Source organism: Nocardioides sp. CPCC 206347, assembly GCF_048654605.1.
GTDB lineage: Bacteria > Actinomycetota > Actinomycetes > Propionibacteriales > Nocardioidaceae > Nocardioides.
Map to the genome: position 1 here is coordinate 146,019 of NZ_JBMCYZ010000005.1, position 23,589 is coordinate 169,607.

Genomic DNA, 23,589 nt, shown 5'->3' on the forward strand with positions numbered 1-23,589 from the left:
GCGGACATAGCTCAGTTGGTAGAGCGCAACCTTGCCAAGGTTGAGGTCGCGAGTTCGAGTCTCGTTGTCCGCTCGGAGAGGTCAGACCCACTGGCTGACCAGGTCAGTCCAGATTTGTTGGTTTGGGTGGCCTTCGCGGTGGGTTGGCCGAGAGGCGAGGCAACGGACTGCAAATCCGTGTACACGGGTTCAAATCCCGTACCCACCTCCACAACACAACTTCACAAGCTTCACCACGGGCGATTGGCGCAGCGGTAGCGCGCTTCCCTGACACGGAAGAGGTCACTGGTTCAAACCCAGTATCGCCCACAGAGACGAAACCGCCTCTGACCTGCGGAAACGCAAGTCAGGGGCGGTTTCGCATTTGGCTCTCGTGTCCACCACGTGTCCATCTGATCCCGCTCCTCCACCACTGGTGAGAGGAACCTCGATGACCAACATCCACGAAGCGATCGCCCACGCAGTGGCGCAGTCGCTGACCGACCACGACGCCGACACCTGCCACCTGTCGGAGTGGTCCTGCTCGTTCTGCGAGGTCGCAGCATGAGCACGATCACCGCCTTGCTCCTGGCCGCCCTCTTCGCCGCGGTGGTGGGAGCGTTCTTTGCGCTCGCTCCGTCCGAGGACGAGATGACACCACTCCTCGATCAGGTGGCTCAGCGCGTTGAGGCCAGCCGATGAGCATGCAGATTGACGACTTTCAGGTTGAGGGCACTGGCGACCAGAGGACCGCGGTCTGGAGGGCCGACCGCGACGAACTGGAGCACTACGCCACCTGGACCGACCATGCTGGGCAGGTCCTGATCACCCTCGGCGTGGATGGCGACTACGACACTGTGCACGCGAACGTCCGGGGAACCGGCACCCTGCACCTGTTGCGCGAGACCATCGGAGCCCTGACGCGCCTGCATGACACGATCTCCGACCTCGACCTCGCGGTCGGGCGCTGCACGATCTACGGCGACACCGGTCGTTGCAAGGAGGACCACGGCGCTCCCTGCATATTCCCCACCGAGGAGGAGATGCGCCGGGACATCGAGCACGAGTGCAGGATGCGGCAGGTCCGCGCTGCTCGGGCATCGGCGGTGCAGCCCGCGATCCGGTGGGGTTCTTCGCGCGTCGTCAGCGAGGCGACGGCATGAGCACCGAGGCGTGGGCTGATGGACTTGACCTGTTTCGCGCGGCCGGCGTGATCGTGGTGCCGATCGAGGACTTCAGGTACCAGGTCGCCTGGGTAGACGACTGCCAAGTCTTGCTGGTCGCGGCTGACCTCACCGACGAGGAGCGACGCGAGGTCGTGTCCGACTACCTGCCCGCGGTGCTCATTGAGTCGCCGGAGGCGGACCAGTGAGCGCGACCGAGGAATGGTGCGACGAACTAGACCTGCTCCGTGCCGCGGGCGTTCGGGTAGTGCCAATGGAGGACCTCGAGGAAGCGGCGATCTGGATCTCCAGTCACCGCATCCTCTTGATCGCAGCCGACCTCACGTCGGAGGAGCGCCACGACCTCGCGTGCGCTTACCTGCCGACCGCACTGGAGACCGAGAGGACCGACCAGTGATGCTCTGGCTGATCGACACGCTCACCGAGATGCGTGAGGGCAGGGTCGTCGTTGGGCGACTGGTCATCATGACCCAGCGTCGGGCGTCGCGCTCGTGGCGGAACGCCTTCGAACTCGGCGTCGATGCGGGCACAGGCGGGCTCGTCAAGCCGAAGCCGCCAGCGGCACGAGTGCGCCGCCTGCACAGCGTCTAAACAGCCGCCGCCCATCCAAGCAACGGAGACCAACAAATGACCCGCTACCGCTTCCCCACCCGCGAGCCACCAAGACGCCCGTCCTCGAGGACGGGCACCGAACGAACCCGCTCGCCCGACTTCGAGTGCCGATCCGTTTCATCACCTCGGTGACAACAAGGTGATGGCCGAGGAGGTGTCGCCCTGACCAACTGCTCCTCGCGTTCTCGAAGATCACCAACCTACGTTTCGAGGACACTGATATGCCCGACCCCTCCCCCGCCGTCGAGATCGTCGACGTCACACCCGAGCTCGCCGAGACCTGGCTGAGCCGCAACCCGAACAACCGCAACATCCGCCGAGCCGTGGTCGACGGGTACGCCAGAGACATCGAGGCCGGCCGCTGGCGCCTCAACGGCGAGACGATCAAGTTCGGACCCCGCGGCCAACTCCTAGACGGCCAGCACCGCCTCTCCGCTGTCGCGCAGACTGGCGTGACGATCCCGATGGTCGTCGTGCGTGACCTTGCTGACGACGTGATGGCCACGGTCGACACTGGTGCCAAGCGGTCCTACGCCGACGCGCTCAAGCTTGCCGGCGAAGAGAACACCTCGACCCTGGCGGCAGTCGTCCGCCGAGCGGTCATGTGGGAACGCGGGATGCGAACGAACTCGGGCGCGATCCGGCCGACCGCCCTCGAGATGGATGACTTCCTTGAGCGGAATCCCGGCATCCGAGCCTCGGCCGATCTGGCATCCCGGCTGGCGTCGCGCGAGCGTCTACCGGCGTCGGTGATCGGCTTGTGTCACTTCTTGTTCTCGCAACTCGACTCCGACGCGGCGACGTGGTTCTTCCTTCGCGTCGCAGACGGCGACGGGATTCCGGCCACCGACCCGATCGCGGTCCTGCGCAACCGCGTCATCAAGCTCCGCGTCTCCGGCGGCCGGATCAACGAGACCGAGGGACTCGCGCTGACCATCCGCGCCTGGAACGCTCACCGGGCTGGCGAGAGCAGGACGAAGCTGCAGATGCCCAAGGGTGGGCTGACGAACGAGAACTTTCCCGAGCCGAGGTAACCACCGCGGCATGGGCCCATATCACGGGTCGACGTTGTCCAGTGGCGTCGAGTCATCGTTCGCAACATCCACGACGTCATCCAGATCTGCTGGGTCGACCAACGCGAGCGTGAAGGCGGGCGTTACCCGCGGTACGCGGATTCCCGACCCTCCGCCGAGCATCGTCCGCATGCCTTGAGCCGCGAAGTCATACAGGCCGTGGGTAACCCAGCCAGCGTGCGTCTCTAGCAGCTGATTGGCCAGCCCCCAGTCGTCATCTCCCAAGGCGGCTTGATCCCGGAGATACAACGTGGCGTAGACCCTCACCCCGGCCCACTCACTCGTGGTCCAGGCCGTCAGGTCCCCGATGATCGCAAGGGTCGGTTCAGCGGAGGCTCTGTCGCTGTTCTCGATGAGCCCCGGGGAGATCTGCCACTCAAGACCCCCCTCTTCGCGACGACGATCCGTGTCAAGAAGTGTGCGCAGAACTGTGTAACCAGCGACGAACGCGTCGGGCCAGCCCGGCTGAAACCGGGAATCAGCCACGTCGGCCAGAGACCTTGTGACTGGCAAGCGGCCAAGAATCTTCAGCGGCGCGGTGGTCACCGATCGGACTCTTAACGACCCGAGGCTCGTCGTCCATCACGTCGTGTGAGTACACGGCGCCAACGGCCATCGCGTATCGCCGCAGGGTCGAAAGGCGCGGGTCACGCTCGCCGGACTCGATGCGAGCAACGGCGCCCTGCGAGATCTCCATCCGGTCAGCGATGGCTTCCTGAGACAGGCCCTTCGCCTTTCTCATGGCAACCAACGCGTCGAGATAGGACTCGTCTTCCTCGACGAGTCGCTTCGCTCGGATCTGCAGAGGGTTGCGCGGATCGATACCGAGCAGTGCTTCGAGTTCCATCCCAACCTCCTTGCCTATATAACTTCTAGATCATAGTCGCGTCGTCAAGCGGCCGCAGGGCGGTTCTCACAATCCGTAGTCGGCTCGTTGCGAATACTCCTGAAGTCTCACGGCGGCCTGCTTGGCGAACTGCGTCTGCATAGGCAGATCGATCTCGCCTGGTCGCTTCCACAACAACCCGAGGCCCACGAGCAGACCGGGCAAATGCAGTGGTTCGGAGAAGAAGAAGCGCATGTGCAGCCGGTTGCCCCGATCGCCGGTGCGGTCCGACAGCCGAAGCTCGAGAACGTCCTGAGCCGCATGCATCTGCTGCACGTCGAACTCCCGGCCCTCGCCGTAAGCCAACTTGCCGGATTCTGCCCGCTTCATCTTGTAGAAGATCTCAGCGCGAACGATCTCCATCACGTACTTCCCGAGGCTGCGCTCGAGGGCCGCAAAGTCGTTCATGACGAAGTTGGTGCCGCTGGTCCCGCGAGCGAACTTCCACGTTCCGCCGTCCCGCGTCGCGCGCACGCCCGGCGGCTGCGCGATCAGAACCAAGGCTCACACCACCCGCGCGCATGACAGATCCTCATGCGTACTCCGATCCCCTCCGTCACCCCTGGCTGGACGGGGTGACCGAACGCTATCCCAACCACCGCGAGACCTCAGGCAGTTGAAGCAAGCGGGATCGCGATCATCCGACGGCAGAAGCAGACCGCCGACACGTTGGGGGTCGGGCAGGCCACGTCGAGGCGGTGCCCCCCTACGCCATGTCGCATGGGTCGAGATAGAGATCCTCGACCAGTCTCTGCACGATCACCGCGAGCCCCGCGACATCGCCCATCACCCGGCGCAGCGTGGGATCGAGGTCGAGATTGAACGGCCCGCTGGCCTGTTCCTCAAGCGTCAGCATGTGGGCGCGGTCGATCATTGCTTCGAGGCTCTCGATGACCACCTTGGCATCCATGCCGTCGTCCTCCACTTAGATGTGGCCCCTCGGCCTGGAGCGAGCGGCGGTACCGCTGCCGGCGCGCATCGACTTGCGGTCGGCGTGGTGCTCGCCGTGGATCGTCCCCTCGATCGCAGCGAGGCGCCGGTTCGCGATTTTGAGCTCGTTCTGCAGAGCACTGACGTCGGCTGCGCTGATGCCGCTATTCGCAGGTGCGGACCGCTCAAAGCTGACCGGACGCCATCTTGCCTCCACCGCCCCGATGGCAGCCATGTTGACCTGTGGCGCAGGGAGTTCGCGCATGTTGGGGAGGTCGCCATAGAGGAACGACAGCAGGTCGCTGTCGCGCCGCACCAGCTCCTGCGGGATGACGACCTCGCCGCGGTGCACGATGCCGGCGGGATCGAACTTGCCGCCGCGGCCGGTGAATCCGCCGACAGCGCGGGAGGTCGTGATGTCACCGTCGATGCCGCCGACCTGGTTGCGCTTGTCGTATGAATTGACCTGGTTGACGTAGAGATCGACACGACGGGACCGCGGAATCGACGCAAGCATCCCCTTGAACTCATTGATATCCGCGCGGGCCGTTCCGAACCGAACCTGCAGCGTCGGGTCGCGCAGACCGGCGACTGCGCGATTCAGATCGGTGAGTGCGCCCTGGAGAACCTCAGAGGCGTGGGTCGACCTGCCGAACGCCGCATTGAACCTGCGCGCCGCGCCCTCGCCACCGTTCGCCAGATCCTCGAATGCCGCACCGGCGGCAGGCCCCAGATCCTCATATGCCTGCATCAGCGCCTCGGGATTGACGCCGTTCGTCAGGGCAGCGCGGATGTTGTCGCCCATGTTCAGGGCAGCGCGGGCGTTGTCGCGCATGCGTTGGTTCAGCGCCTTCAGCGAGAGCTCGGGCTTCTCGATGTCGGCAGCAAGAGACGAGAACGACGCGGCCGTCTCCTTGGCCCAAGCAGTCACTGCCTTGTCCTTCTCGATCTGGGCTATCGCGTCGGCAAAGTCCTCAGCGTTTCCAGCGGCGCCCGCCAGGGCCTCCTCGAGGCGCGCGATCTCCGCGCGGGCGGCATCCTTGACGTCACCGCTTCCTCCGCCGCTGATCCCGCGTCCGATGTCGGAGAAGAAGTCACCGAAGCCGGTCACCTTGTCGGAGTCGAGCGCGCCAGACAGGATCTTCTTCTGCTCAGCGATCGACTTGATGAGTGATTCGATGTTGCCCGACTTGACGGCATCATTCGCTCGCGCCTGGGCGTCCGCGTAGTACTCGGTGGCGCCGGCAAGGTCGAGCATCGCCCCCGCGCCGGCACCGATCACAGTGCCCCACGGGCCGGCGATCGTGCCCATCAGGGCCAGTGAGGCCGTGTTCGACAGGCCGGTGGATTCGGCCGCGCCGGTCATCACTAGGGCGAGCCCGCCGACAGCCGAGGTTGCCTTGGCGGCGTTGATGGCCGTAGTGCGCAGGTCGCGATTCGTCCGCGTCAGGCCAGTCCCGCCTGCCTTGAGCCCGCCAAGGACGCCGCCGGACGCCATACCTGCACCGATCGCGCTCGTGCCCGTCATGCGGGTCTGCAGGGCCACGGTGACCTGCATGACGCGATTGAGGGCGGCATAGGCGGCCACCGCGGCGAAGATGGGTGTGCCGAGGTCGGAGTCGGCGATGGCGCCGACTGCAGTCGCGAAGGTCTCGATGATCTTGAGAGATGGGCCACCGAGGGGTGCGATCGCCTCGACGATGTCGACGACCGCCTCCCCGACTGCCGACATTGCGTCGGCGACACGGGGGCCGTTGGTGCGGATGTAGTCGACGAACTCGCGGAAGCCGTCGGTCTGCGAGAGGTTGTCGGACCACTCAACGAAACCTCGTGAAGCCTCGAGCAGCCAGGAGGAGAAGTCGTCACTGACGGGGTCGAAGGCCATCCAGAGCTCGGCCATCCCCCGCGTGAGGTTGCCGACCGTGCGGCCGAGGTCGTCGAGTGCCTGTGGTGCGTTGTTCTCGACGAAGGACAGGAACTCAGTCCACTCAGGGCCGGCCAAGGCATCAGCGCCGTCGGCAACCAACCTGCCACCGGTCCGGCCGATGGTCTCGAACATGGATGCCAGCCGCGGTGCGACCCTCTCGAGGGAGTCGAGTGACTCAGTCAGACCTGGGAACCAACCGGCGGCCGCGGAGTGCCTGATGTCGGCCAGCGCGGGACGGATGTCCTGGAAGTGGGACACGAACTCGCGAGCCTCTGGGCCGAGGTTGCGCATCGCTTCGGCGGCCTTGTCGAGGTTCTTTGCGGTCGGCTCAAGGGCGGCGTCGTTGACGGCCTTGAGCGCGTCACCGACACCCTGCGTGGCGGCGACGAGCGACGTCATGCCGAGAGCGGCGAAGCCGAGCTGGGACGCGAGGCCCGCGATTGTCGGAACTCCGATCGCAGCAACGGGTGCCAGCGATGGGCCGAGGATCGACATCGTGTCGGCCATCAGGCGGAGGCGGCCAGAGAAGCGGTCGATCTCTGGACCGTTTCTGCGCAGCGACCGGGAGAGTCCATCGATCTCGCTCTCGGTCCCCCGTGTGGTCTTGGTCGTGCGAAGCGCGGATCCTTCGAGTTCAGCCAGGCTCTTGTCCAGAAGTGCAGCCGCAGTCGCCGCCTTCGCCATGCCCGTCGAAAAGTGATCTTCCAACTCCAACACGACGCGTTCTCTGCGGACAGCCATGTCAGGCCACCTTTCCGTTGGTCTCAGGTGAGTTGCAGTCGTTGAGGGCGCCGAGCAGCTGGCCCACTGGGTTGAGCAGTTGCACGAGGGTCATCTGCTCCTGGAAGAGCGCGTGCCGGATGGCGCTCTCGGCGTAGTTGACGAGCAGGGTCAGCACGACTTCCTTCTCGTCCTGTGACATGCCGGCACCGAGACGCACGAGCTCCACCAGTTCGGCCTGTACGGGCTCGGGAAGGCTGTAGAGGTACTCGGCGTCGGCGATCATTTGGCGGCTCCGTGCTTCGGTCCGTGCATCCCAAACTGCATGGCAAGCCGGATGGCGTCGGCTCGAAGTTCCCTCACCTCACGAGCGGTGCCGGCAGGGTGTAGCCGTGGGCCGCCGGACGGGATAACGCTCCACCCATCCCGGACGCTGACGCCTGCGGCGGCCAGCCACGCGCGCCGAACGTCTTTCCAGCGATGCCAGGGGTCGAAGACTGAATGGCGGTCACTCGGATTGCTCCAGACGTCGACGTGCGGCCCGATCGCCAGGCAACGCGGCACGCCGTTGGACGCTGCGACTGTCGCGGTGGATTGCCCCGCACGAGCTTGGCGGCGGGCGCTCACTCGACGATCCGCCATCCGAGTTGTCCGAGCGCTCGAGGCGTGAGGCCCAACGACTCGGCCGCGTAGCGCGCCTCCTGGGCCTGCCACGCGGACGCAGTCCCGGTCATGATGGCGCTCTCGAAGATGAGCAGGGCAGCGACCGTCCCGCGGGCCGTCTCGTCCCACTGCGTTGCTTGGGGCGATGCCCACAACTCTGACCAGCGAGACCGCTCAGTCGTGGTCCAGTCGCGGCCGTCGGGCATGTCCGGCACGGGCAGGTCGCAGCCCGAAGCGGGCAGGTCGACCAGTGCCTGCCGGCTGCCCATGGAGCCGCGATGAGCGCGGCTTCGCGGCTTGCTGGCGTTGCGTGGGGCTGCCATTGCTACCTCCCGATCTCAAGCGTGGTTGAGGTTGATTGGGTCAAGAACTTCGGAGACACCTCCCCCGCGGTTCCCTATCGCACGCGTGTTCGGGGTCCCCCGCCACCCCCTATGCGGCATGTCAGACCGTCAGGGTGTCGAGCGCCTGTGCGTCGGCACTCATGTAGCGGAGCGAGATGGCAACGCCCAAGCCATCGGCGGTCTTGCCTTCGAGTAGGCGTCGGGCGTGTTCCATCTCCACTCCGACCATGGGTGCGTGGGTCTCCCACTGCAGACGCCCGCGCAGTGCTGCTCGCTCAATGCCCTCGGGCAGAGTGCGCGCCAATGCCAGGTCCACCAGACGCTTGGCCGAGGTGGCGGCAGAGACTCGCTCCTCGTGCGTTGCCCCGCCGTGCGTTGTCGCCACGATCCAGGTCGGCAGTTCAGTGCGAAGTGCCCGCAGGGTGGCAAGGTCTGTGGCCTGCTCTGCGTCCTTGACCACCTCGAGCGGCGAGGTACCTGCTCCCAGCAACCGTTCGGCGCGGCCCCACGCTTTTGCCTGCCGCTGCTCATCGAGCAGTTGGTCGACGCTGGGACGAGTATCGGCCGGTGCCGGCGAGGTGAGCGTCGTCTGGATTCTCTTGAGATCCATGTCGACCTGATCCGGCGTGGCGATCGTGACCTCGTGCAGCTCCTTTCGAAGCTGGCGGCGATAGGTGTCGGAGAGCTGCGGATTGTTGCGCAGTTCGACGTCTTGGGCTTCGTGCTCCTGGCGCACCGCACGAACGCGCGCTGGCGCCTCCTGCAGTCGACTGATTGCACTACGCACTGCGCTGATGCTGACCATCGTTGCTACCCCTCCCGTGCTTCATGAAGCGATCCAGTTCATCAAGCGAGACCAACCAGTCCCGCCCTTGCTTGACCCCACCGACCCTCCTTGCAACTTCGCGAGCCCACCGGGTGGTGCACCCGAGTCGCTCGGCGATCTGCGGAGTTGTGATCACCACGTTTGCAGGTTCCGAGACGGCACTTCCGCACGAGGAAGTGATCTGCTCGCTGTCGACGGCATCGCTGCTGAGCGCGTGGAGAAAGGTCCTCATCAGCGGATTGAGTGGCGCACCACCATCAACGAGCTGCCGACGACGGATGTCAGACACCAAGGCCCGCAACACCACCTCTCGAAGAGCCTGGGGAACGACGACAACTGCCGATCGAGGTGGTACGGGAGTCACCTCCATGTCCACCACCTCCCATGCCCTCGGCGTGGCTCAATCCGCGTCGATCAGTCGCTCGGGACGTCGAGCACTGGTCACCTGGGTTCCGCGCTCGAGCTGGACCCCGGCAGGCCCGATCACTGCCTCAACCCAACGCTTCGGTTCCTTCAGGTGTCCCCAATCCACATGTCCGTGCGATCCACGCTCATTGATGAAGTCGAATCGATCAGCACGCACGTTGTAGCCGATGCCGTGAGCCTGAATCGAGCTCGGGAGGTCGTACTTCGCAGCCTCCTCGTTCGCAATCCGGAGCCGGCGAGCAGCGAGGAATGCCGCAACGTATCGCTGATCGACAGCGGCCATCAGGGCTTCGAACGCCTTGGCGGCTTTCTGTTCAAGCGTCGCGACCTCCTTGGGAGTCACCACGACCACGGCCTTGAGGGCATCGGCAGCGGTGAGCTGGTTCGCAGCCGCGGCTTCGGCCGCCTGTGTCCACGCCTTGCGCTCGGCGGCCTCAATGCGCAGCTGCGCGAACTCGGCCAACTTGCGCGCGTTGTCGATCTCCTCCGGAGTGACGCCGTCATCGCCGTTCCGCACCCGCTCGAGGAGTGTGTCAACCAAGGACTGAGCTTCGTCGGCCTCGGTCTGAGGTTCGGTTCGTGTCATGTCGTTCTCCTAGATCGTTGAGTCCGGCCATCACGCCGCCCTATCGAGCACGGACCTGAGTGAGTCGGGATCAACCACCCATGCCTTGCCGTTGATCCGCCGGCTTCTGACTCGACCTGTGCGAGCTAGGCGCCGGATGTATTCAGGGCTTCGACCGACTTGATTGGCCGCTTCCTCGATCGACACCATCTGGAGCCAATCCGTCCCCTTCAGGGTCTCGATACTGGTTCCGGTATCGGAACCATCGATCGGGCTGTCGGCGATACCTGCGAGTTCAGGCAACACCCGGTGAGCCCAGGCAGGAACCGGGCGCCCGTTGCGGGTCTGCACGTTCAGGTCTCGCATGAGGGCGCGCAACATCGCCAGCGCATCGGCTGATTGCAGGGTCAGTTGTCGCGCCACGTCCACCACCCCCAAGACCTGCAGGGACGCGGGACGGGGACGCGGCAGTACTGCGAGTGCTTGTCAGTACCCCCGTCCCCGTCCCCCCTAAGGGAGGGGGACGGGGGACGGGGTTGATTGACCCCCGTCCGGGACGGGGCGGGACGGACTCGGGACGGGGGACGGAAGTCAGGCATCTTCGTCTCCCCCATCCCACGGCTTCAGCAATGCGAACGGGGTCTTGTCGGAGATGTAGCCCTCGATCTCGAGGTGCGATCGAGCGGTACGGATGGAGGTTGCCTTGCCCTTGACCAAGGTTTCGATCTGCGTGCTGGACAGCGGCTTGCCGGCCTTCTCGATTGCCTCGCAGATCGCACCCATCAGGTGAGTGGGGCGGAACTCGACCTGCGCCCGGTCGATCGGTGCAGCGATCTCGATCTCTGCGAAGTTCTCGCCATGCGACGTCAGGATCATGTCGCCGAACCAGTGCAGGCCACCGCTCGAGGACAGGGCGTGCCGGCGCAACTGACCGGGCCTGTCCTTCGCGATCCTGATCGTCGAGCGGCCCGTGATTCCGACACCGAACGAGTTCCGGTTCTCCAGTACGTAGGCCGCGCCGTCGAGGGCGTTGAGTTTGTGGACCGCGCCCAGGCTGTACCGGCCGCGACCCTCGGTCGACTTGGTGACGTGGTCCAGGCTGACGCTCGCGGCCCCAGCAGCCGCGAGCCGGCGCGGCAGCATCCGACCGAACTTCGCAGCATCGGAGTTGGAGTTGGTGTCGAGGCCATGCAGTGTCATCGCTTCGGTGACCCCATCGACGACACCGAGCGTCGGGCCAACGTCGCGCATCAACGCATCGAGATCATCGAGGTGGACACCGCCACCGAGCGGATCCATCGGCCTGACGTAGTGGAACCGCGAGGCGAGGTCGAGGCGATCGGCCTGCAGTGTCAGGAGCCGACCGACGATCCCGCCCTCGTCGTCCTCGAAGTCGACGTAGACCACCGAGTTACCGGCGCGGAGCTCCTCGAGCACAGCGGCCAGGATCAGCCACGTCTTGCCGCCCTCGGACTCGCTGGAGACCGTGTGGACCTTGCCGGGGTAGAAGAGCCCGACTCCGTCCGATCGGCGGCCCACGGTCGGCTCAGCGGCTCGCCATGAGCCTTCCAACACGGCGCTGAGGTCGACCGGCTTCCACGATCGCCGGAACACCGGCTCGATGACCGCCAGATGGTCGGGTGGTGGCACGTCGACGTCGGGATAGTCCTGCCCGAATCCGCCGGCGCTCACCAGAGACCACCGTCCTCGACAATCTCGGCGTCGACGACATCGGGAACGAAAGGCGCATCTGCGCCTTTCCGCGGCAGGTAGGTCGATTCGTCGTGACGGGACACGGTCGCCGCAATGTTGCGCTGCTCGAGGTATGCCAGCAGGTCGCTGACGCGGTGTCGGTCGACCATCCACCCGCCCGCCGAGCCGGCATAGATCGCCTTGCCGCCGGCCTCCTTGATGAGGTCAGCAGCTCGCCACCCACGGACGACAGCAACGCGGCCGTCAAGAGTGACCGTGACCCTGTTGCGCGTACTCATGCGACCACGCCCCAGGAGCCAGCACGGCCCGCACGAATCACCCGTGTAACAACCTCGCGGTCGACGCCGGTGATCTCGATGTGCAGCCGCTCGCCGTGGCGATGCAGAAGCGTTGGGACGCTCGATGTGAAGTACTCGCGACGATGAATGTCGACGACCACGCGGACGCCGTCGGGGCACTGGTCCAGAATCGCCAGGGCGGCGCCGTCAAAGTCCTGCACGAGTGTGTTGTCGTCAGGCATGCGGACGTAGATCGATCCGGTGATCATCGGTCACCGCCGACTACCGAGTGCTCAGGTGTTCCATCTTGGCCACCTGAACACGCAGTGCAGGGCTCCGACAGGTACGACGAGATCGACCCGGCAGACCGCTGGATGCGGTGGTTGTAGAGCAGGTGATCACGAATCTGGCGGATTGACAGGTGCTCAACGTGCTTGAGCCAGTGACAGCGCCCATGCATCCAGTCGCGATCCTTGCTCGGAAGCCAGCGAGGCGGATACGACTTCCCGTCGCGGCCGATGATCCGCAGTGGCTTCGTGGACGCCGTCATCAGGCCACCGCCCCGAGATCAGCGATCAAGCGCCGGCAGACCGGACCGAGCTCGAGCCGAATCGACTCGCCAGCGGACAGCGCAGCACCGCAGCGCGTACACCGGATATGACCGTCGACCGGGCTTACAATGGAGACGTTGGTGGCGATCAACATCTGCGAGGGCGTTCCGAGGGCGGGGCGCCCTCTGTGGTTGATTGAACTCATCGACGGTCACCCGGCCTTCGCGGACGGGATGGGACGGAGCAGTTCGTCGAGCTCGTTGAGGTCGACTCTCAGAAGCCGGCTGCCAAACCGGTAGCCCGTCAGGTCGCCCGCGGCGATTCGCCGCCGAATCGTTTTGGGATTGACCGCTGCGTAGTCAGCGGCTTGCTGGATACTCACCAACCGGCGAGCGAGTGTCGTGGCGTTCTTCGCCATGCGGGGACCCCTCCTTGGGGCGCGTGAAAGCGATCCCGCGTTGGAGGGGCTGAAGTCACATGGCCACACAAATCAGTGGCACAGATGGACTAACTAGGACTCTACTTCATTCGTCGGCCGGGATGTGGGATGCCACACTCCTGTAGGCGAGACCGATCGACTCGAGCGACACCTCCCTGAATCCCTGCTGCCAGAGCCAGGTCAGGACGTCTTGCACACGCTCGTTGCGGGCGTCTGTCTTCATCCTGCACCGCTTGCCGTGAGTGATGTGAGCGCGACAGAGAAGGTTCGGCATTGACCGCATGACCTCGTTCGCGTGATCCATACGAGCGCTCTGGTCCGCGTGTGCCTTGCCAAAGAGATCGTCACCTAGCGCCAGCAACTTCTTGCGCTCAGCGTCCGCATCCCAAACCTGGTCGTCAACCAAGTAGGTGGGCGCGTGAGCGCCAGCCTGTCGACGCAGGTAGATGACGTAGCCATCGCCCGTGACATAGCTGGCGTTCCAGCCCCAGTGCACCGTTCCATTCTGCTCCAACACTGCGCCGGATACCGAGAACGATCCGACCAGAAACAGGTCGTGCCGAGCCCCCTCGATTCCTTCGCAATAGACGCCGATCGTCGGGTGATCAAGATCGGTAACGACGTTGCTCTTGAAGCCCGATCCTGCGAGCCTTGGCACCTTGTAGTCCCAGTTGGATGAGTTCATTCCCCCACCTCCGCCGTCCAGCCGGCTGCCTCGGATCTCTTGCGCGCCAGATCCTCGAGCCGGCTCGAGGCCGCGGCCTGGTACCGCATCGCCGCCTGGCTCGTCGAGTGTCCGCCGAGGGCCATCAGTTCGGCCAGGGTCGCGCCATTCCGGGCTGCCTCGGTCAGCGCTCCATGGCGTAGGTCATGGAAGCGGAGGTCAGGTCTGCCAGCGACCTGACGCGCCTCGTACCAGCCCCATCCCTTCGTGGGGTCCTTGCCACGAAGCTCCTTGCTCGCACGCCCATAGAACGCCGAGGGCGCCAGGTGCTCGCCGGTGCGGCCCGGGAACAGGAGACCGTCGGCGCCGGGCGCGGTGTGCTTGAGCTGGTGCTCACGCAACGCCGGCAGGAGGTGGGGCGGCACGGGAACGTCTCGCCGCCCAGCCTCGGACTTCGGCGCCTTGGCGACGACGCCAGCGGACTTCGAGCGGACCACTCCCCTGCGCACCTTCAGGATCGCCGTCGTACCTGGCTTCGCGTTCTTAGCCGGCATCTTCACGTCCGACCTGCGCAACTCAGCGAGCTCGCCATATCGGAGCCCGCAGCCGTCGGCAAGCAGCACCATGAGCCGATGCCGCTCGGGCATCGCGCCAACGATCGTGGCAACTTCCTCGGCCGTCGCCGGATCCGTCCTGGTGGCACGACCGGCCGAACCTCCCCCAACGATCCCGCATGGGTTGAACGGCACGAGCGGGCGACCGTTGTTCTTCGTCGGGTCGGCCGCCGTCGCCATGATCGAGCGGAGAAGGCCGTAGGCGTGCGCCCTGTAGGTCGGCGTCTCGGGAGCGACAGTGTCGAACCAGACCGCGACAGCCTCGGGGGTGATCTTGGGCAGCGGAGTGTCTCCGAACCTCGGCAAGATGAACCGCTCGAGCAGATCGAGGTAGTGGTCCCGAGTCCGATCAGCCAGGGGCTTGCCGCGGACCTTACGGCCGGCCACCCACCTCGGCGCGTACTCGGACAGGGTCGCGACCGTGGCGCGCTGGGCAGCCATTCGCTCGGCGGGAGGCGTCCATTCGGCACGGTTCTCATGCCAGTCCCGAATCAGGTTCTCTTCGGCGCGCAGCCAGGCAGACGCATCCTCGGAGGTCTCGAAGGTGGTCGGCGCGTTGTGGCGCACCGGCTCGCCCTTGTCCGTGCGACGCCCGGCCGGGTCGGCGTACCGCGCCCGGTATCGCCCGCTCGGCAGGCGTGCGATCTGCCCGAACCTGCGCTTGTCGGCCCTGCTCGCCACCACTCACCTCAGCCCGTCGTGTCCCGAACGTGTCCAATGAGAGGCTACACGTGTCCACTTGTGTCCATCGGGAGGACGCGCTACTGTTCCACATATTCGCAGGTCAGCGAGGGTTTCGGCAGGTCAGAACCAGAGTCGTTGACGGCAGGTCGTACTGGTTCAAACCCAGTATCGCCCACGCACAGCAAACAGCCCCTGAGCTGCGGAGACGCAGATTCAGGGGCTGTTTCGTTCTTCCGTGTCGACGCCAGGCAGGCATCACGTTCGCCGCCGGGTCCCGGACCACCCCGACCCAACTCGAACACATGTTCTATTCTTGGGGGATGTCAGGCGTCCGGCACGTGTGGGTCCGGCCGGCCTTCGTGCCGGTCGAGATGCCCGGCCTGGTGCTGCTGTGGAGGCCGACGTCGAACGGCTGGCAGGCCCTCGTGACCTGGATCGACCCCGTGGGGCGCATCACCACCGACTGGTGCGATCCGAGCACGCTCCGACCGATCGAGGGGCGGCCGGCCACGGGGTCCCGGTACGGGTGACGTTCGAACAGCCGACAACGGCCGACGTCAGTCCGTCGCAGGCCGTGACGCCTCGTGCTTCGCCACCGCCTCAGCCGGCCGACCACACGTTCTTGGCCTGCAGGGCGCCCGGGAAGAAGTCCTTGCCCCAACGCTCCCCGATCCGCTCGAACGGCTTGAAGTCGTCGTGCAGCACCTTGCCGGCCTTGTCCTTGACGACCTGCACCTTCATGCCGCCGCCCATGACGTCGTCCCACTCCTGCTGGGTCTCGCCGTACTCGGTGCGCTTGCCGTGGGCGACGTGGTCGACGCCGATCGCGTGACCGAACTCGTGGGCGGCGGTGGCCTGCTCGGAGACCAACGGAGTGATCTTCCCCGTGACCGGGTCCCGCGGCTGACCCTGGTACTGCTCCCGCTTCTTCACCTCTCCCGCATCGGGAGCCATGCCACCGCGGCGCTCACCCGTCTTCAGGTCGGTGCTGATCTCCCCGGACTCGTAGGTGGTGTTCTTGAGGTCGATCGGCAGGTGCTCACCGCCGTCGACCCACAAGACGGTGACCTGGGTCTTGAAGGACGGCACCTTGAGCCCGGCCGAGTAGGCCGGCTTGACGGTGCCCTTGCCCGACCACGTCGATTCCACGATCGACTTGAACTGGGCCTTGAACGTCTCGATCTCCTTCGGCTTCGGCGGCGGATCACCGCCCGGCACGACCTTGGCCTTGAAGATCAACGAGATGAGTCCTGTCGTCGGTTCGACGAACGCGTCGAACCGACCGTCGAAGTCGCCGCGTTCGAAGGTCTTCGCGTCCTTCGGTGCTCCGACGTACTTCATGATGTCGGTGATCTGATCGATCGGCAGCGATCCGAGCTCAGCGGCCGTCGCTGACGCGTAGGCCTTCCAGTCGCCCTTCATCGTGACCGCGTTCATCGCCGCCACCAGCCGCGGGCCGCCGACGAATGCCCCGGCCACCTTGTCGGTCCGTGCGGCGGCTGGTTCGAGGGTCGCGAGGGCGGCGAGCAGCTGCGGCATGGCGAAGCCCTGGATGTCCGCCAGGGGTTTCTCGTTGTCCTTGTGACGCTGGACCGTGGCAGCACGCTGGACGGCGACCGACGTCGCATGATTGCCCGCCACCCGCTGGAGCGCGGCAAGCTGCCGTGGACCTCCGACACGACCGGCAGCGGCGAACAGTCCAAGCGACGGGCCGCCCACCGCCGGGGCGACCTCCGTCGACGAGGCGGGACGAGCGGAGGCGGGCGCGTCTGTCGTCGGCGCCCGCTCGTGGTCCCCCATCGGCAGAACCTACTGACGACTCATCGAACGGCAGAAGATGTCGGTGGACGCATCTCCGGGCAACGAAATCTGCCCCAACGGGAAGCGGCGGAACCTCAGCAGGTGGTCCCTCAGCCCAGTCCCAGGCGTCGGGTGGTCTCCTCGCGCATCTCGATCTTGCGGACCTTGCCGGTGACGGTCATGGGGAACTCCTCGACGACCAGGACGTAGCGCGGGACCTTGTAGTGCGCGAGCTTCCCGGTCGCGAACTCCTTCACGGCCACCGCATCCAGCGGCACCGCCCCGGGTCGCATCCGTACCCAGGCACAGAGCTCTTCGCCGTACTTCTCGTCCGGGACCCCGATCACCTGGACGTCCTCGACATCGGGGTGGGTGTAGAGGAACTCCTCGATCTCACGGGGATAGATGTTCTCCCCACCACGGATCACCATGTCCTTGATCCGGCCCACGATCGCGCAGTACCCGTCCTCGCGCATCACCGCCAGGTCACCGGTGTGCATCCACCCCTCGGCATCGATCGCCTCGGCCGTCTTGTCCTCGTCGTTCCAGTAGCCGAGCATCACCGAATACCCACGGGTGCAGAACTCACCCGGTTCGCCACGTTCCACGGTCTCGCCCGTGACCGGGTCGACGACCTTGATCTCCACATGCGGGTGCGCCCGCCCGATCGTGGCCGTACGACGATCCAGGTCGTCGTCCGCGCGGGTCTGCGTGGAGACGGGGCTGGTCTCGGTCATCCCGTACGCGATCGAGACCTCGCTCATGTGCATGTCCTCGATGCAACGCTTCATCACCTCGACCGGACACGGCGAACCGGCCATGATCCCGGTCCGCAAACTGGAGAGGTCGTAGTCGGCGAACCCGGGTGCGTTCTGCATCGCGATGAACATCGTCGGCACCCCGTACACACCCGTACAGGCCTCGTCCTGGATGGTCTGCAGCGTGACCGCGGGGTCGAACCCGGGTGCCGGGATCACCATCGCCGCGCCATGGGTGGTGCAACCGAGGTTGCCCATCACCATCCCGAAGCAGTGATAGAACGGCACCGGAATGCACAACCGGTCCTCGTGGGTGAAGTTGATCGTCTCGGTCACGAAGTACCCGTTGTTCAAGATGTTGCGGTGCGACAGCGTCGCGCCCTTCGGGAAGCCGGTCGTGCCTGAGGTGTACTGGATGTTGATCGGATCATTCGGGTCCAGGGACCACGTCACCAGCTCCGCCACCGTGACACCGGGGTCGTGGACGTTGGCCTCGTCCCACTCCGGGGTGCCGAGGAACAGCACCCTCTCGACCGGCGTCTCCTCGACCACCTCGGCCACCATCGCGCGGTAGTCACTGGTCTTGAACTCCGTCGCCGACACGAGGAGCTTCACACCCGCCTGCTTCAACACGTAGGCCAGCTCGTGGGTCCGGTACGCCGGGTTGATGTTGACCAGGACCGCACCGATCTTCGCGGTGGCGTACTGGGTGATCGTCCACTCCGCACAATTCGGCGCCCAGATCCCCACCCGGTCACCCTTCACGACCCCGGCACGCAACAACCCCACCGCAAAAGCATCGACGTCACGGTCCAGCTCCGCATACGTCCAACGCCGACCAGTCGACACCTCGACCAACGCCTCGCGGTCGCCGTACGACGCCACGGTGCGCTCGAAGCTCGCCCCGATCGTCTCCTCCAACAGGGCCGTGTCGGTCTCGCCGCCAGCAATCGACTTCACAGCGGCAAACCTACTCCCACGACTCGCTCCGGGACCGTGCTCGACGCGGCCCTGCCCGTGCGCCACGCTGTCCGGATGCGCCTCCCCCGCCTACCCGGCCGAACCCAGACCCCGCTGTTCCCGCCGGGTCTGGAAGATCCCGTCACGGGGGTGCCCGTGGCGCCGGACCCCGCGAAGGACCCGACGTTCGCGCTCCAGAAGTTCGACCAGGCGCTCGTGCGCGCCCACCTCGAGGCCCCGGACATGATGACCGATGTCGAGGTACGCCGCCTGCGCTACCTGATCAGCTTCGCCCGGCTGACCGTCTTCGAGCCGGGCGCCGCCGGCCCCCAGGGCACCCGCGGTCGTGGCGACGTGGACGTCAGCGCCGATCTCGCGGCCTGGCGCGACGTCGTCCTCGACCGGTTCACCGGCCCGCTGCGGCGCGAACAGACGGCCGCGAAGCGACTGGCCGCCGCCCGCGAGGCCTACTACGAGCTCGAGGAGCAACAGTCCGAACAACGGCGCCTGCTCATCGAGAACCGGGCCGGGGAATTCAGCGCCGCCGAGCTCGACGCAGAGGTCGGCTACAAGAGCCTGGCCCTGGTGCTCGGCGGAGGCGGCGGCGCCGGGTTCGTCTACATCGGCGCGATGAAGCGCCTCGTGGAGAGTGGCGTCGAACCCGACTACATCGTCGGCTCCTCGATCGGCGCGGTCCTGGGCGGACTCTTCGCCCGTCAGACGCCGATCCCGTTCGACGACTACCTCGAATTCGCCCGCTCGCTGACGTACCGGGCCCTCCTGGGACCCGAGCCCGCACGCCGCAGGCACGGCCTGACCAGCGTGCTGTCGTTGCGCATCGATGCGTTCGCCGCGCCGCTCTTCGAACGGCCCGACGGCGAGCAGATGCGGATGGAGGACCTGGCCATTCCGTTCGACGCCATCGTCGCGGGTGTGCACCAGCAGCTGTTCGCGCGCCTGCCCGCCCGGTTCCGTCGCCAGGAGATGGCGATGGTGCGGCTGCGTTCGTTGCCGGTCGTCCCGATCGGGCTCGGACCGTCCATCGTGAGCCGGCTGTACCAGGCCGCCTCCTTCATCGACTCGCGCGTGGTCAAGCCGCTGGTCCTCGGCGACGACGACCTGACCCGCCAGTTCAACGTCCTCGACGCCATGTCGTTCTCCGCGGCAATCCCCGGCGTCCTCCACCACGAGACGAGCGACCCGCGGATGGTCCCCCTGCTCGACCGGTTCCTCGCCGAGAAGGAGGTCGCCGCGCTGGTCGACGGCGGGGCAGCCAGCAACGTGCCCGTCGAGCAGGCGTGGATCAAGGTCCAGCGAGGCCGGATCGGAACGCGCAACGCGCTCTACGTCGCGCTCGACTGCTTCCATCCCCAGTGGGATCCGCGGCACCTGTGGCTGACGCCGATCACGCGAGCCGTACAACTCGGGATGGTCCGCAACGCGCCGTACGCCGACCAACTCCTCAGCATGAGTCCGACCCTGTCGCCCGTCACCCTCGCACCGACGCCGGCCGCACTGGACCAGGCCATCGAGTGGGGCCACGCGTCCATGGACACCGCGATGGAGTTCATCAACCAGATGCTGGAGCCGGTCTGGTGGGAGGGCGACGCGCCGGCGTACGCCGATCGATCGCGCCGCCGTGCCCGCGTGTCCCTGGCTCCGCCGATGCGTCCGATCATCGCTGCGGCGCAAGGGTCACGCGATGCCCTGCGTCGATTCCGCGACCGTCACTTCAGCTGAGTCACGGCCAGTCCCAAGAACTGGCTGAGAACAAAGACAAGACTCTGGCATTTGCCCACGGACGAGCCGCCGTTGCCACTAGCGTCCTCCGCGGGATCCCAAACCGCGCCCGACGGTCCCCACACACGCCGGGCGCGACCGTGTCCCGCCAGACATTCGTGTCCGGCGGGACACGTGTTCCGGGACCTTCTCGGTTCAGTCGCGCCGACCGTTGAACTGCGGTTCGACGAGCGGGTCGGACGGGTCCACGAGTCCGTCAGCGCCTGCCTGGGTGGCAGTGGACGGCGTGGCGCCGACCGGGCCGCCCGGGTCCTCGACGGGCGTGGGTCGTGGCGCTGCGGTGCGGTGCTCCCCCGCGCTGCTTCCTCGCGTCCGTCGCGCTGCGACGGCAGCGGCACCAGCGACAGCGGCGACGAGCCCCACCAGCAGCAATTTTCGTCCGCGGCGGGGTCGACTGATCGGAAGGTGGTCAACGACGCGTTCGGGCAGCCTGTCGACGACCGAGTCCGGGAGCCGGTCGGCGAGGGCCTCCGCCAGGTGAGAACCGTGCTCCACAGCAGCGGCCCGGCCGTGTTCGATGGCGGGCGGTGCCTTCTCGGCCACCGTGTGCAGTGCCGACTCGACCTTCGGCGCCACGGTGTCCAGGAGATCACGCAGGTCTTGCGTGGAACTCTTGCGGTGCATGTCGTTCCTCCTCGGATTGACTGTTGCCACCGCAGGTACCCGCATGCCCGGAAAGCAGTCGGGGCGACTTCGCCGGGTCAGCTCGCGGCGACGTCCACGTCGCTGGCGCACTCGTTGCACTTGATCCGGTGCTCACCGCGCTCGGCCGGCTCGCCGAAGAGCCGGCGATGCCAGCGCGTCTGCTCGGTGCGCCGGTAGCAGCTGGGGCACCAGTCGTGCCTGACCCAAGGTCCGTAGTTCTTCCCCACGACCCTCAGCCTGCCGTTTCGCGCACCCAAAGTCGCGCTCCGACAAGGCAATTCTCACGGGTCGGAGCAGGTCTGCACGATCGGCAGCCCACGGACTAGTCCCGATGAACCACTGGTCCCGACAACGGTCCCAGGATTCCGGCTCAGTCCTCGTCGTTGGCGAAGTCCTCGTTGTGGGTGCCGGGGCGCGGCGCCCACGGCAGCTCCTTGGCCGGACGTACGACGACCAGCCGGTCGCCCCGCGCCAGCAGGGTCACGACCGGGTCGAAGTAGCGGTACACCTTCTCGTCGCGGACGACCGCGATGACCTGGTCCGGCAGCGACTGGGGCGGCATGCCGACCTCGTTGACCAGCAACTCGCGTTCGGCGACCTCGAGGCCCTCGCCGTAGGTCAGCAGGTCCTCCATCACCGACCCGAGGGTCGGCGACAAGGTGGACAGGCCGAGCAGGCGGCCGACGGCGTCAGAGGACGTGATCACCGAGTCGGCGCCGGACTGGCGCATCAGCGGAGCGTTCTCCTGCTCGCTGACCGACGCGACGATCCAGGCGTCCGGGTTCAGCTGCCGCACGGTCAGCGCGGCGAGCACGTTGGAGTCGTCGCGGCCGGTGGTGATGATGACCTGGTCGGCCTCGGCGACACCGGCCCGGTGCAGCACTCCGCGACGGGTCGCGTCGCCCGTGACGACGGCGAGCTGGTCGGCGTGCGCGTCGGCCATCGCGACCGGGCTCGGGTCGACGACGACCACGTGCTCGCGTTGCAGCCCGTTGTTGACCAGCGTCTCGACGGCGCTGCGTCCCTTGGTGCCGTATCCGATCACCACGACGTGGTGTCCCATGTTCTTCCTCCATCGAGCGATGCGGAACATCTCGCGGCCGCGCTGCGCCAACACCTCGAGGGTGGTGCCGATCAAGAGCACGAGGAACGCGATACGGGCCGGGGTGATGATGAACGCGTTGACCAGGCGCGCCGGGTCGCTGACCGGGGCGATGTCGCCGTACCCGGTCGTGCTGAGCGTGACGGTCGTGTAGTAGATCGCGTCGACCAGGGAGATCGTGCCGTACGGGTCGGCCGCCGTGGCGTCGCCCGCGTCGCGGTAGCCCTCGCGGTCGAAGTAGACGAGCAGGACGGTGCCGGCCATGATCCCGAAGGCCAGCAGGAGACGGCGTCCGAGCTCCCACCACGGCGAGCGGGTGCGTTCGGGCAGGGCAATGCGCCCCACGTGCGCCGACACCGGTGCTTCTACGCCCACGGCCCCGAACCTAGTCCACCGGCTCGGGCGTACGGCGCAGGAGTCGCGTCATCAGCTCCCGGCGCGCCCGCTGGGTCGTCTCCTGCGGGAACACCTCGTCGAAGGCGGCATTCACTCCAGCACCGATCAGCACCGCCAGTGCGGCGATGTAGAGCCAGATCAGGATGGCGATCGGCGCCGCGAGGGGACCATAGATGGAGTGCGAGTCCTGCGCGGTCACGGTGAGCACCCAGCGCAGCAGGTACGACCCACCGATCCATGCGATCAGGGAGAAGGTCGCGCCCGGGAGGTTGAAGCTCCAGTTCGTCCGCACCGGCACCGACACGTGGTAGAGCGTCGCGAGGAAGCAGATGCAGACCACGACGACGAGGGGCCAGTAGAACTCGATCAGGAAGTCGGCGCGGTTCGGCAGCCACTCGCGCACCAGCCGTGGACCGGCCACGACCAGCGGGAGGGTGATCGCCCCGGTGACCACGGCCAGGATGTAGAGGACGAACGACAGCGCCCGCGTCTTCACGATCCCCCGGTGGCCGCCGAGGCCGTGCATGATCGTGATGGTGTCGACGAAGACGTTGAGCGCACGGGATCCGGACCACAGCGCGAGCACGAAACCGAGCGAGATGACGTCGAAGCGCCCGCCCTCGAGGACGTCGTCCATCGTCGGCGTGATCACCTTGCTGACGGCGGTGTCGGTGAGGAAGCGCGAGAAGAGGTCGGTGACCGCGCGTCGTACCTCCTCGACCTGGCCGGGAGTGAAGTGCTCGGTCACGTAGCCGACGCCGCCGGCCATGGCGAAGATCAGCGGCGGCACGGAGAGGACTGCGAAGAAGGCACCCTCGGCGGCCAGCCCGGTGACGCGGTACTTCAGGCACGAGGCCACGGTCGTGACGATCAGCCGCCAGACGACGTGGAAGAAGCTCCGCAGCGGGGCGGGAAACCGGGCGTAGGTCGTCCGGAGGTACGACGGCCGGGACTGGGGCCCCGGATCGTCATTCATGGGAGTCACGCTATCTGTCAGAAGGCACGGACCCGGGCATCCCGACCGGCCTAACATGCGGTGATCTGCGTCGC

The 23,589-nt window shown here is 66.4% G+C and carries 30 protein-coding genes and 3 tRNA genes; 11 read left to right on the top strand and 22 right to left on the bottom strand.

What is annotated here, in order from left to right; all coding sequences use genetic code 11:
* From ACOACQ_RS17595 to ACOACQ_RS17635, 9 genes are all read left to right on the top strand, one after another.
* Window positions 1-73, top strand: a tRNA-Gly gene (locus ACOACQ_RS17595).
* Between the two features lie 64 nt (window positions 74-137).
* Window positions 138-211: transfer RNA gene (locus ACOACQ_RS17600), tRNA-Cys, on the top strand.
* Window positions 212-237: 26 nt separating this feature from the next.
* A tRNA-Val gene (locus tag ACOACQ_RS17605) sits at window positions 238-309 on the top strand.
* A 234-nt stretch (window positions 310-543) separates the two neighbouring features.
* Window positions 544-681, top strand: a complete 138-nt coding sequence (locus ACOACQ_RS17610; RefSeq protein WP_378597551.1) for a hypothetical protein — start codon at window positions 544-546, stop codon at window positions 679-681.
* The gene (locus ACOACQ_RS17615; RefSeq protein ID WP_378597552.1) at window positions 678-1,142 is read left to right on the top strand and encodes a hypothetical protein; all 465 of its coding nucleotides are present in this window, start codon (window positions 678-680) and stop codon (window positions 1,140-1,142) included. The genes ACOACQ_RS17610 and ACOACQ_RS17615 overlap by 4 nt, the downstream gene beginning before the upstream one ends.
* Window positions 1,139-1,351 (top strand): hypothetical protein, encoded by a 213-nt coding sequence (locus ACOACQ_RS17620; protein WP_420288916.1) that lies wholly within the window; start codon window positions 1,139-1,141, stop codon window positions 1,349-1,351. The genes ACOACQ_RS17615 and ACOACQ_RS17620 overlap by 4 nt, the downstream gene beginning before the upstream one ends.
* On the top strand, window positions 1,348-1,560 hold the full coding sequence (locus ACOACQ_RS17625; RefSeq protein WP_420288917.1) for a hypothetical protein: 213 nt from the start codon (window positions 1,348-1,350) through the stop codon (window positions 1,558-1,560). The genes ACOACQ_RS17620 and ACOACQ_RS17625 overlap by 4 nt, the downstream gene beginning before the upstream one ends.
* Complete coding sequence (locus ACOACQ_RS17630; protein ID WP_420288918.1) at window positions 1,557-1,754, top strand: hypothetical protein; 198 nt, start codon at window positions 1,557-1,559, stop codon at window positions 1,752-1,754. Before ACOACQ_RS17625 ends, ACOACQ_RS17630 begins: the two co-directional genes overlap by 4 nt.
* Window positions 1,755-1,996: 242 nt before the next feature.
* Window positions 1,997-2,809, top strand: coding sequence for a hypothetical protein (locus ACOACQ_RS17635; protein ID WP_420288919.1), 813 nt, complete (start codon window positions 1,997-1,999; stop codon window positions 2,807-2,809).
* Between the two features lie 21 nt (window positions 2,810-2,830).
* Here ACOACQ_RS17635 and ACOACQ_RS17640 read toward each other — a convergent pair whose 3' ends face one another.
* The 16 genes from ACOACQ_RS17640 to ACOACQ_RS17715 form a co-directional block, all read right to left on the bottom strand.
* Window positions 2,831-3,394 (bottom strand): hypothetical protein, encoded by a 564-nt coding sequence (locus ACOACQ_RS17640; protein ID WP_420288920.1) that lies wholly within the window; start codon window positions 3,392-3,394, stop codon window positions 2,831-2,833.
* Window positions 3,327-3,695 carry a helix-turn-helix domain-containing protein gene (locus tag ACOACQ_RS17645; protein WP_378599696.1) on the bottom strand — a complete coding sequence of 123 codons (369 nt, stop codon included), beginning with the start codon at window positions 3,693-3,695 and terminating at the stop codon, window positions 3,327-3,329. The genes ACOACQ_RS17640 and ACOACQ_RS17645 overlap by 68 nt, the downstream gene beginning before the upstream one ends.
* A 66-nt stretch (window positions 3,696-3,761) precedes the next feature.
* Window positions 3,762-4,235, bottom strand: coding sequence for a hypothetical protein (locus ACOACQ_RS17650; RefSeq protein WP_378599697.1), 474 nt, complete (start codon window positions 4,233-4,235; stop codon window positions 3,762-3,764).
* Between the two features lie 205 nt (window positions 4,236-4,440).
* Complete coding sequence (locus ACOACQ_RS17655) at window positions 4,441-4,644, bottom strand: hypothetical protein (protein ID WP_378599698.1); 204 nt, start codon at window positions 4,642-4,644, stop codon at window positions 4,441-4,443.
* Window positions 4,645-4,659: 15 nt separating this feature from the next.
* A complete protein-coding gene (locus ACOACQ_RS17660) occupies window positions 4,660-7,098 on the bottom strand; it encodes a hypothetical protein (protein ID WP_378599700.1) in 2,439 nt (812 codons plus the stop codon).
* Between the two features lie 235 nt (window positions 7,099-7,333).
* Complete coding sequence (locus ACOACQ_RS17665; protein ID WP_378599703.1) at window positions 7,334-7,597, bottom strand: hypothetical protein; 264 nt, start codon at window positions 7,595-7,597, stop codon at window positions 7,334-7,336.
* 337 nt (window positions 7,598-7,934) lie between these two features.
* Window positions 7,935-8,297, bottom strand: coding sequence for a hypothetical protein (locus ACOACQ_RS17670; RefSeq protein ID WP_420288921.1), 363 nt, complete (start codon window positions 8,295-8,297; stop codon window positions 7,935-7,937).
* A 121-nt stretch (window positions 8,298-8,418) separates the two neighbouring features.
* Window positions 8,419-9,123 (bottom strand): hypothetical protein, encoded by a 705-nt coding sequence (locus ACOACQ_RS17675; RefSeq protein WP_420288922.1) that lies wholly within the window; start codon window positions 9,121-9,123, stop codon window positions 8,419-8,421.
* 421 nt (window positions 9,124-9,544) lie between these two features.
* Window positions 9,545-10,156, bottom strand: coding sequence for a hypothetical protein (locus ACOACQ_RS17680; protein WP_420288923.1), 612 nt, complete (start codon window positions 10,154-10,156; stop codon window positions 9,545-9,547).
* Window positions 10,157-10,186: 30 nt separating this feature from the next.
* Entirely contained in the window at window positions 10,187-10,567 is a 381-nt protein-coding gene (locus tag ACOACQ_RS17685) for a hypothetical protein (protein WP_420288924.1), read from the bottom strand.
* 159 nt (window positions 10,568-10,726) lie between these two features.
* On the bottom strand, window positions 10,727-11,827 hold the full coding sequence (locus tag ACOACQ_RS17690) for an AAA family ATPase (protein WP_378599718.1): 1,101 nt from the start codon (window positions 11,825-11,827) through the stop codon (window positions 10,727-10,729).
* A complete protein-coding gene (locus tag ACOACQ_RS17695; RefSeq protein ID WP_378599720.1) occupies window positions 11,824-12,126 on the bottom strand; it encodes a hypothetical protein in 303 nt (100 codons plus the stop codon). The genes ACOACQ_RS17690 and ACOACQ_RS17695 overlap by 4 nt, the downstream gene beginning before the upstream one ends.
* Window positions 12,123-12,395: a hypothetical protein gene (locus ACOACQ_RS17700; RefSeq protein ID WP_378599722.1), complete on the bottom strand. Its 273-nt coding sequence runs from the start codon at window positions 12,393-12,395 to the stop codon at window positions 12,123-12,125. The genes ACOACQ_RS17695 and ACOACQ_RS17700 overlap by 4 nt, the downstream gene beginning before the upstream one ends.
* Before the next feature lie 493 nt (window positions 12,396-12,888).
* On the bottom strand, window positions 12,889-13,095 hold the full coding sequence (locus tag ACOACQ_RS17705) for a helix-turn-helix domain-containing protein (protein ID WP_378599725.1): 207 nt from the start codon (window positions 13,093-13,095) through the stop codon (window positions 12,889-12,891).
* Between the two features lie 106 nt (window positions 13,096-13,201).
* Window positions 13,202-13,801, bottom strand: a complete 600-nt coding sequence (locus ACOACQ_RS17710; RefSeq protein ID WP_378599728.1) for a hypothetical protein — start codon at window positions 13,799-13,801, stop codon at window positions 13,202-13,204.
* Complete coding sequence (locus tag ACOACQ_RS17715; protein WP_420288925.1) at window positions 13,798-15,075, bottom strand: tyrosine-type recombinase/integrase; 1,278 nt, start codon at window positions 15,073-15,075, stop codon at window positions 13,798-13,800. Before ACOACQ_RS17715 ends, ACOACQ_RS17710 begins: the two co-directional genes overlap by 4 nt.
* A 323-nt stretch (window positions 15,076-15,398) precedes the next feature.
* Here ACOACQ_RS17715 and ACOACQ_RS17720 point away from each other — a divergent pair, with 323 nt between their 5' ends.
* On the top strand, window positions 15,399-15,608 hold the full coding sequence (locus ACOACQ_RS17720; RefSeq protein ID WP_420288926.1) for a hypothetical protein: 210 nt from the start codon (window positions 15,399-15,401) through the stop codon (window positions 15,606-15,608).
* Window positions 15,609-15,678: 70 nt separating this feature from the next.
* Here ACOACQ_RS17720 and ACOACQ_RS17725 read toward each other — a convergent pair whose 3' ends face one another.
* Entirely contained in the window at window positions 15,679-16,878 is a 1,200-nt protein-coding gene (locus ACOACQ_RS17725) for a hypothetical protein (protein WP_420288927.1), read from the bottom strand.
* A gap of 110 nt (window positions 16,879-16,988) precedes the next feature.
* Window positions 16,989-18,596: an AMP-binding protein gene (locus ACOACQ_RS17730; RefSeq protein ID WP_420288929.1), complete on the bottom strand. Its 1,608-nt coding sequence runs from the start codon at window positions 18,594-18,596 to the stop codon at window positions 16,989-16,991.
* Between the two features lie 75 nt (window positions 18,597-18,671).
* Between ACOACQ_RS17730 and ACOACQ_RS17735 the strand changes: the two genes are divergently transcribed.
* Window positions 18,672-20,336 carry a patatin-like phospholipase family protein gene (locus ACOACQ_RS17735; RefSeq protein WP_420288930.1) on the top strand — a complete coding sequence of 555 codons (1,665 nt, stop codon included), beginning with the start codon at window positions 18,672-18,674 and terminating at the stop codon, window positions 20,334-20,336.
* A 195-nt stretch (window positions 20,337-20,531) separates the two neighbouring features.
* On the opposite strand, the gene ACOACQ_RS17740 is transcribed toward ACOACQ_RS17735, so the two are convergent.
* The 4 genes from ACOACQ_RS17740 to ACOACQ_RS17755 form a co-directional block, all read right to left on the bottom strand.
* On the bottom strand, window positions 20,532-21,020 hold the full coding sequence (locus tag ACOACQ_RS17740) for a hypothetical protein (RefSeq protein ID WP_420288931.1): 489 nt from the start codon (window positions 21,018-21,020) through the stop codon (window positions 20,532-20,534).
* 77 nt (window positions 21,021-21,097) lie between these two features.
* Window positions 21,098-21,268: a hypothetical protein gene (locus ACOACQ_RS17745; RefSeq protein ID WP_378598379.1), complete on the bottom strand. Its 171-nt coding sequence runs from the start codon at window positions 21,266-21,268 to the stop codon at window positions 21,098-21,100.
* A gap of 143 nt (window positions 21,269-21,411) precedes the next feature.
* Window positions 21,412-22,518: a potassium channel family protein gene (locus tag ACOACQ_RS17750; protein WP_378598377.1), complete on the bottom strand. Its 1,107-nt coding sequence runs from the start codon at window positions 22,516-22,518 to the stop codon at window positions 21,412-21,414.
* A gap of 10 nt (window positions 22,519-22,528) precedes the next feature.
* Window positions 22,529-23,515, bottom strand: a complete 987-nt coding sequence (locus ACOACQ_RS17755) for a YihY/virulence factor BrkB family protein (protein ID WP_378598375.1) — start codon at window positions 23,513-23,515, stop codon at window positions 22,529-22,531.
* Window positions 23,516-23,589 lie beyond the last annotated feature (74 nt).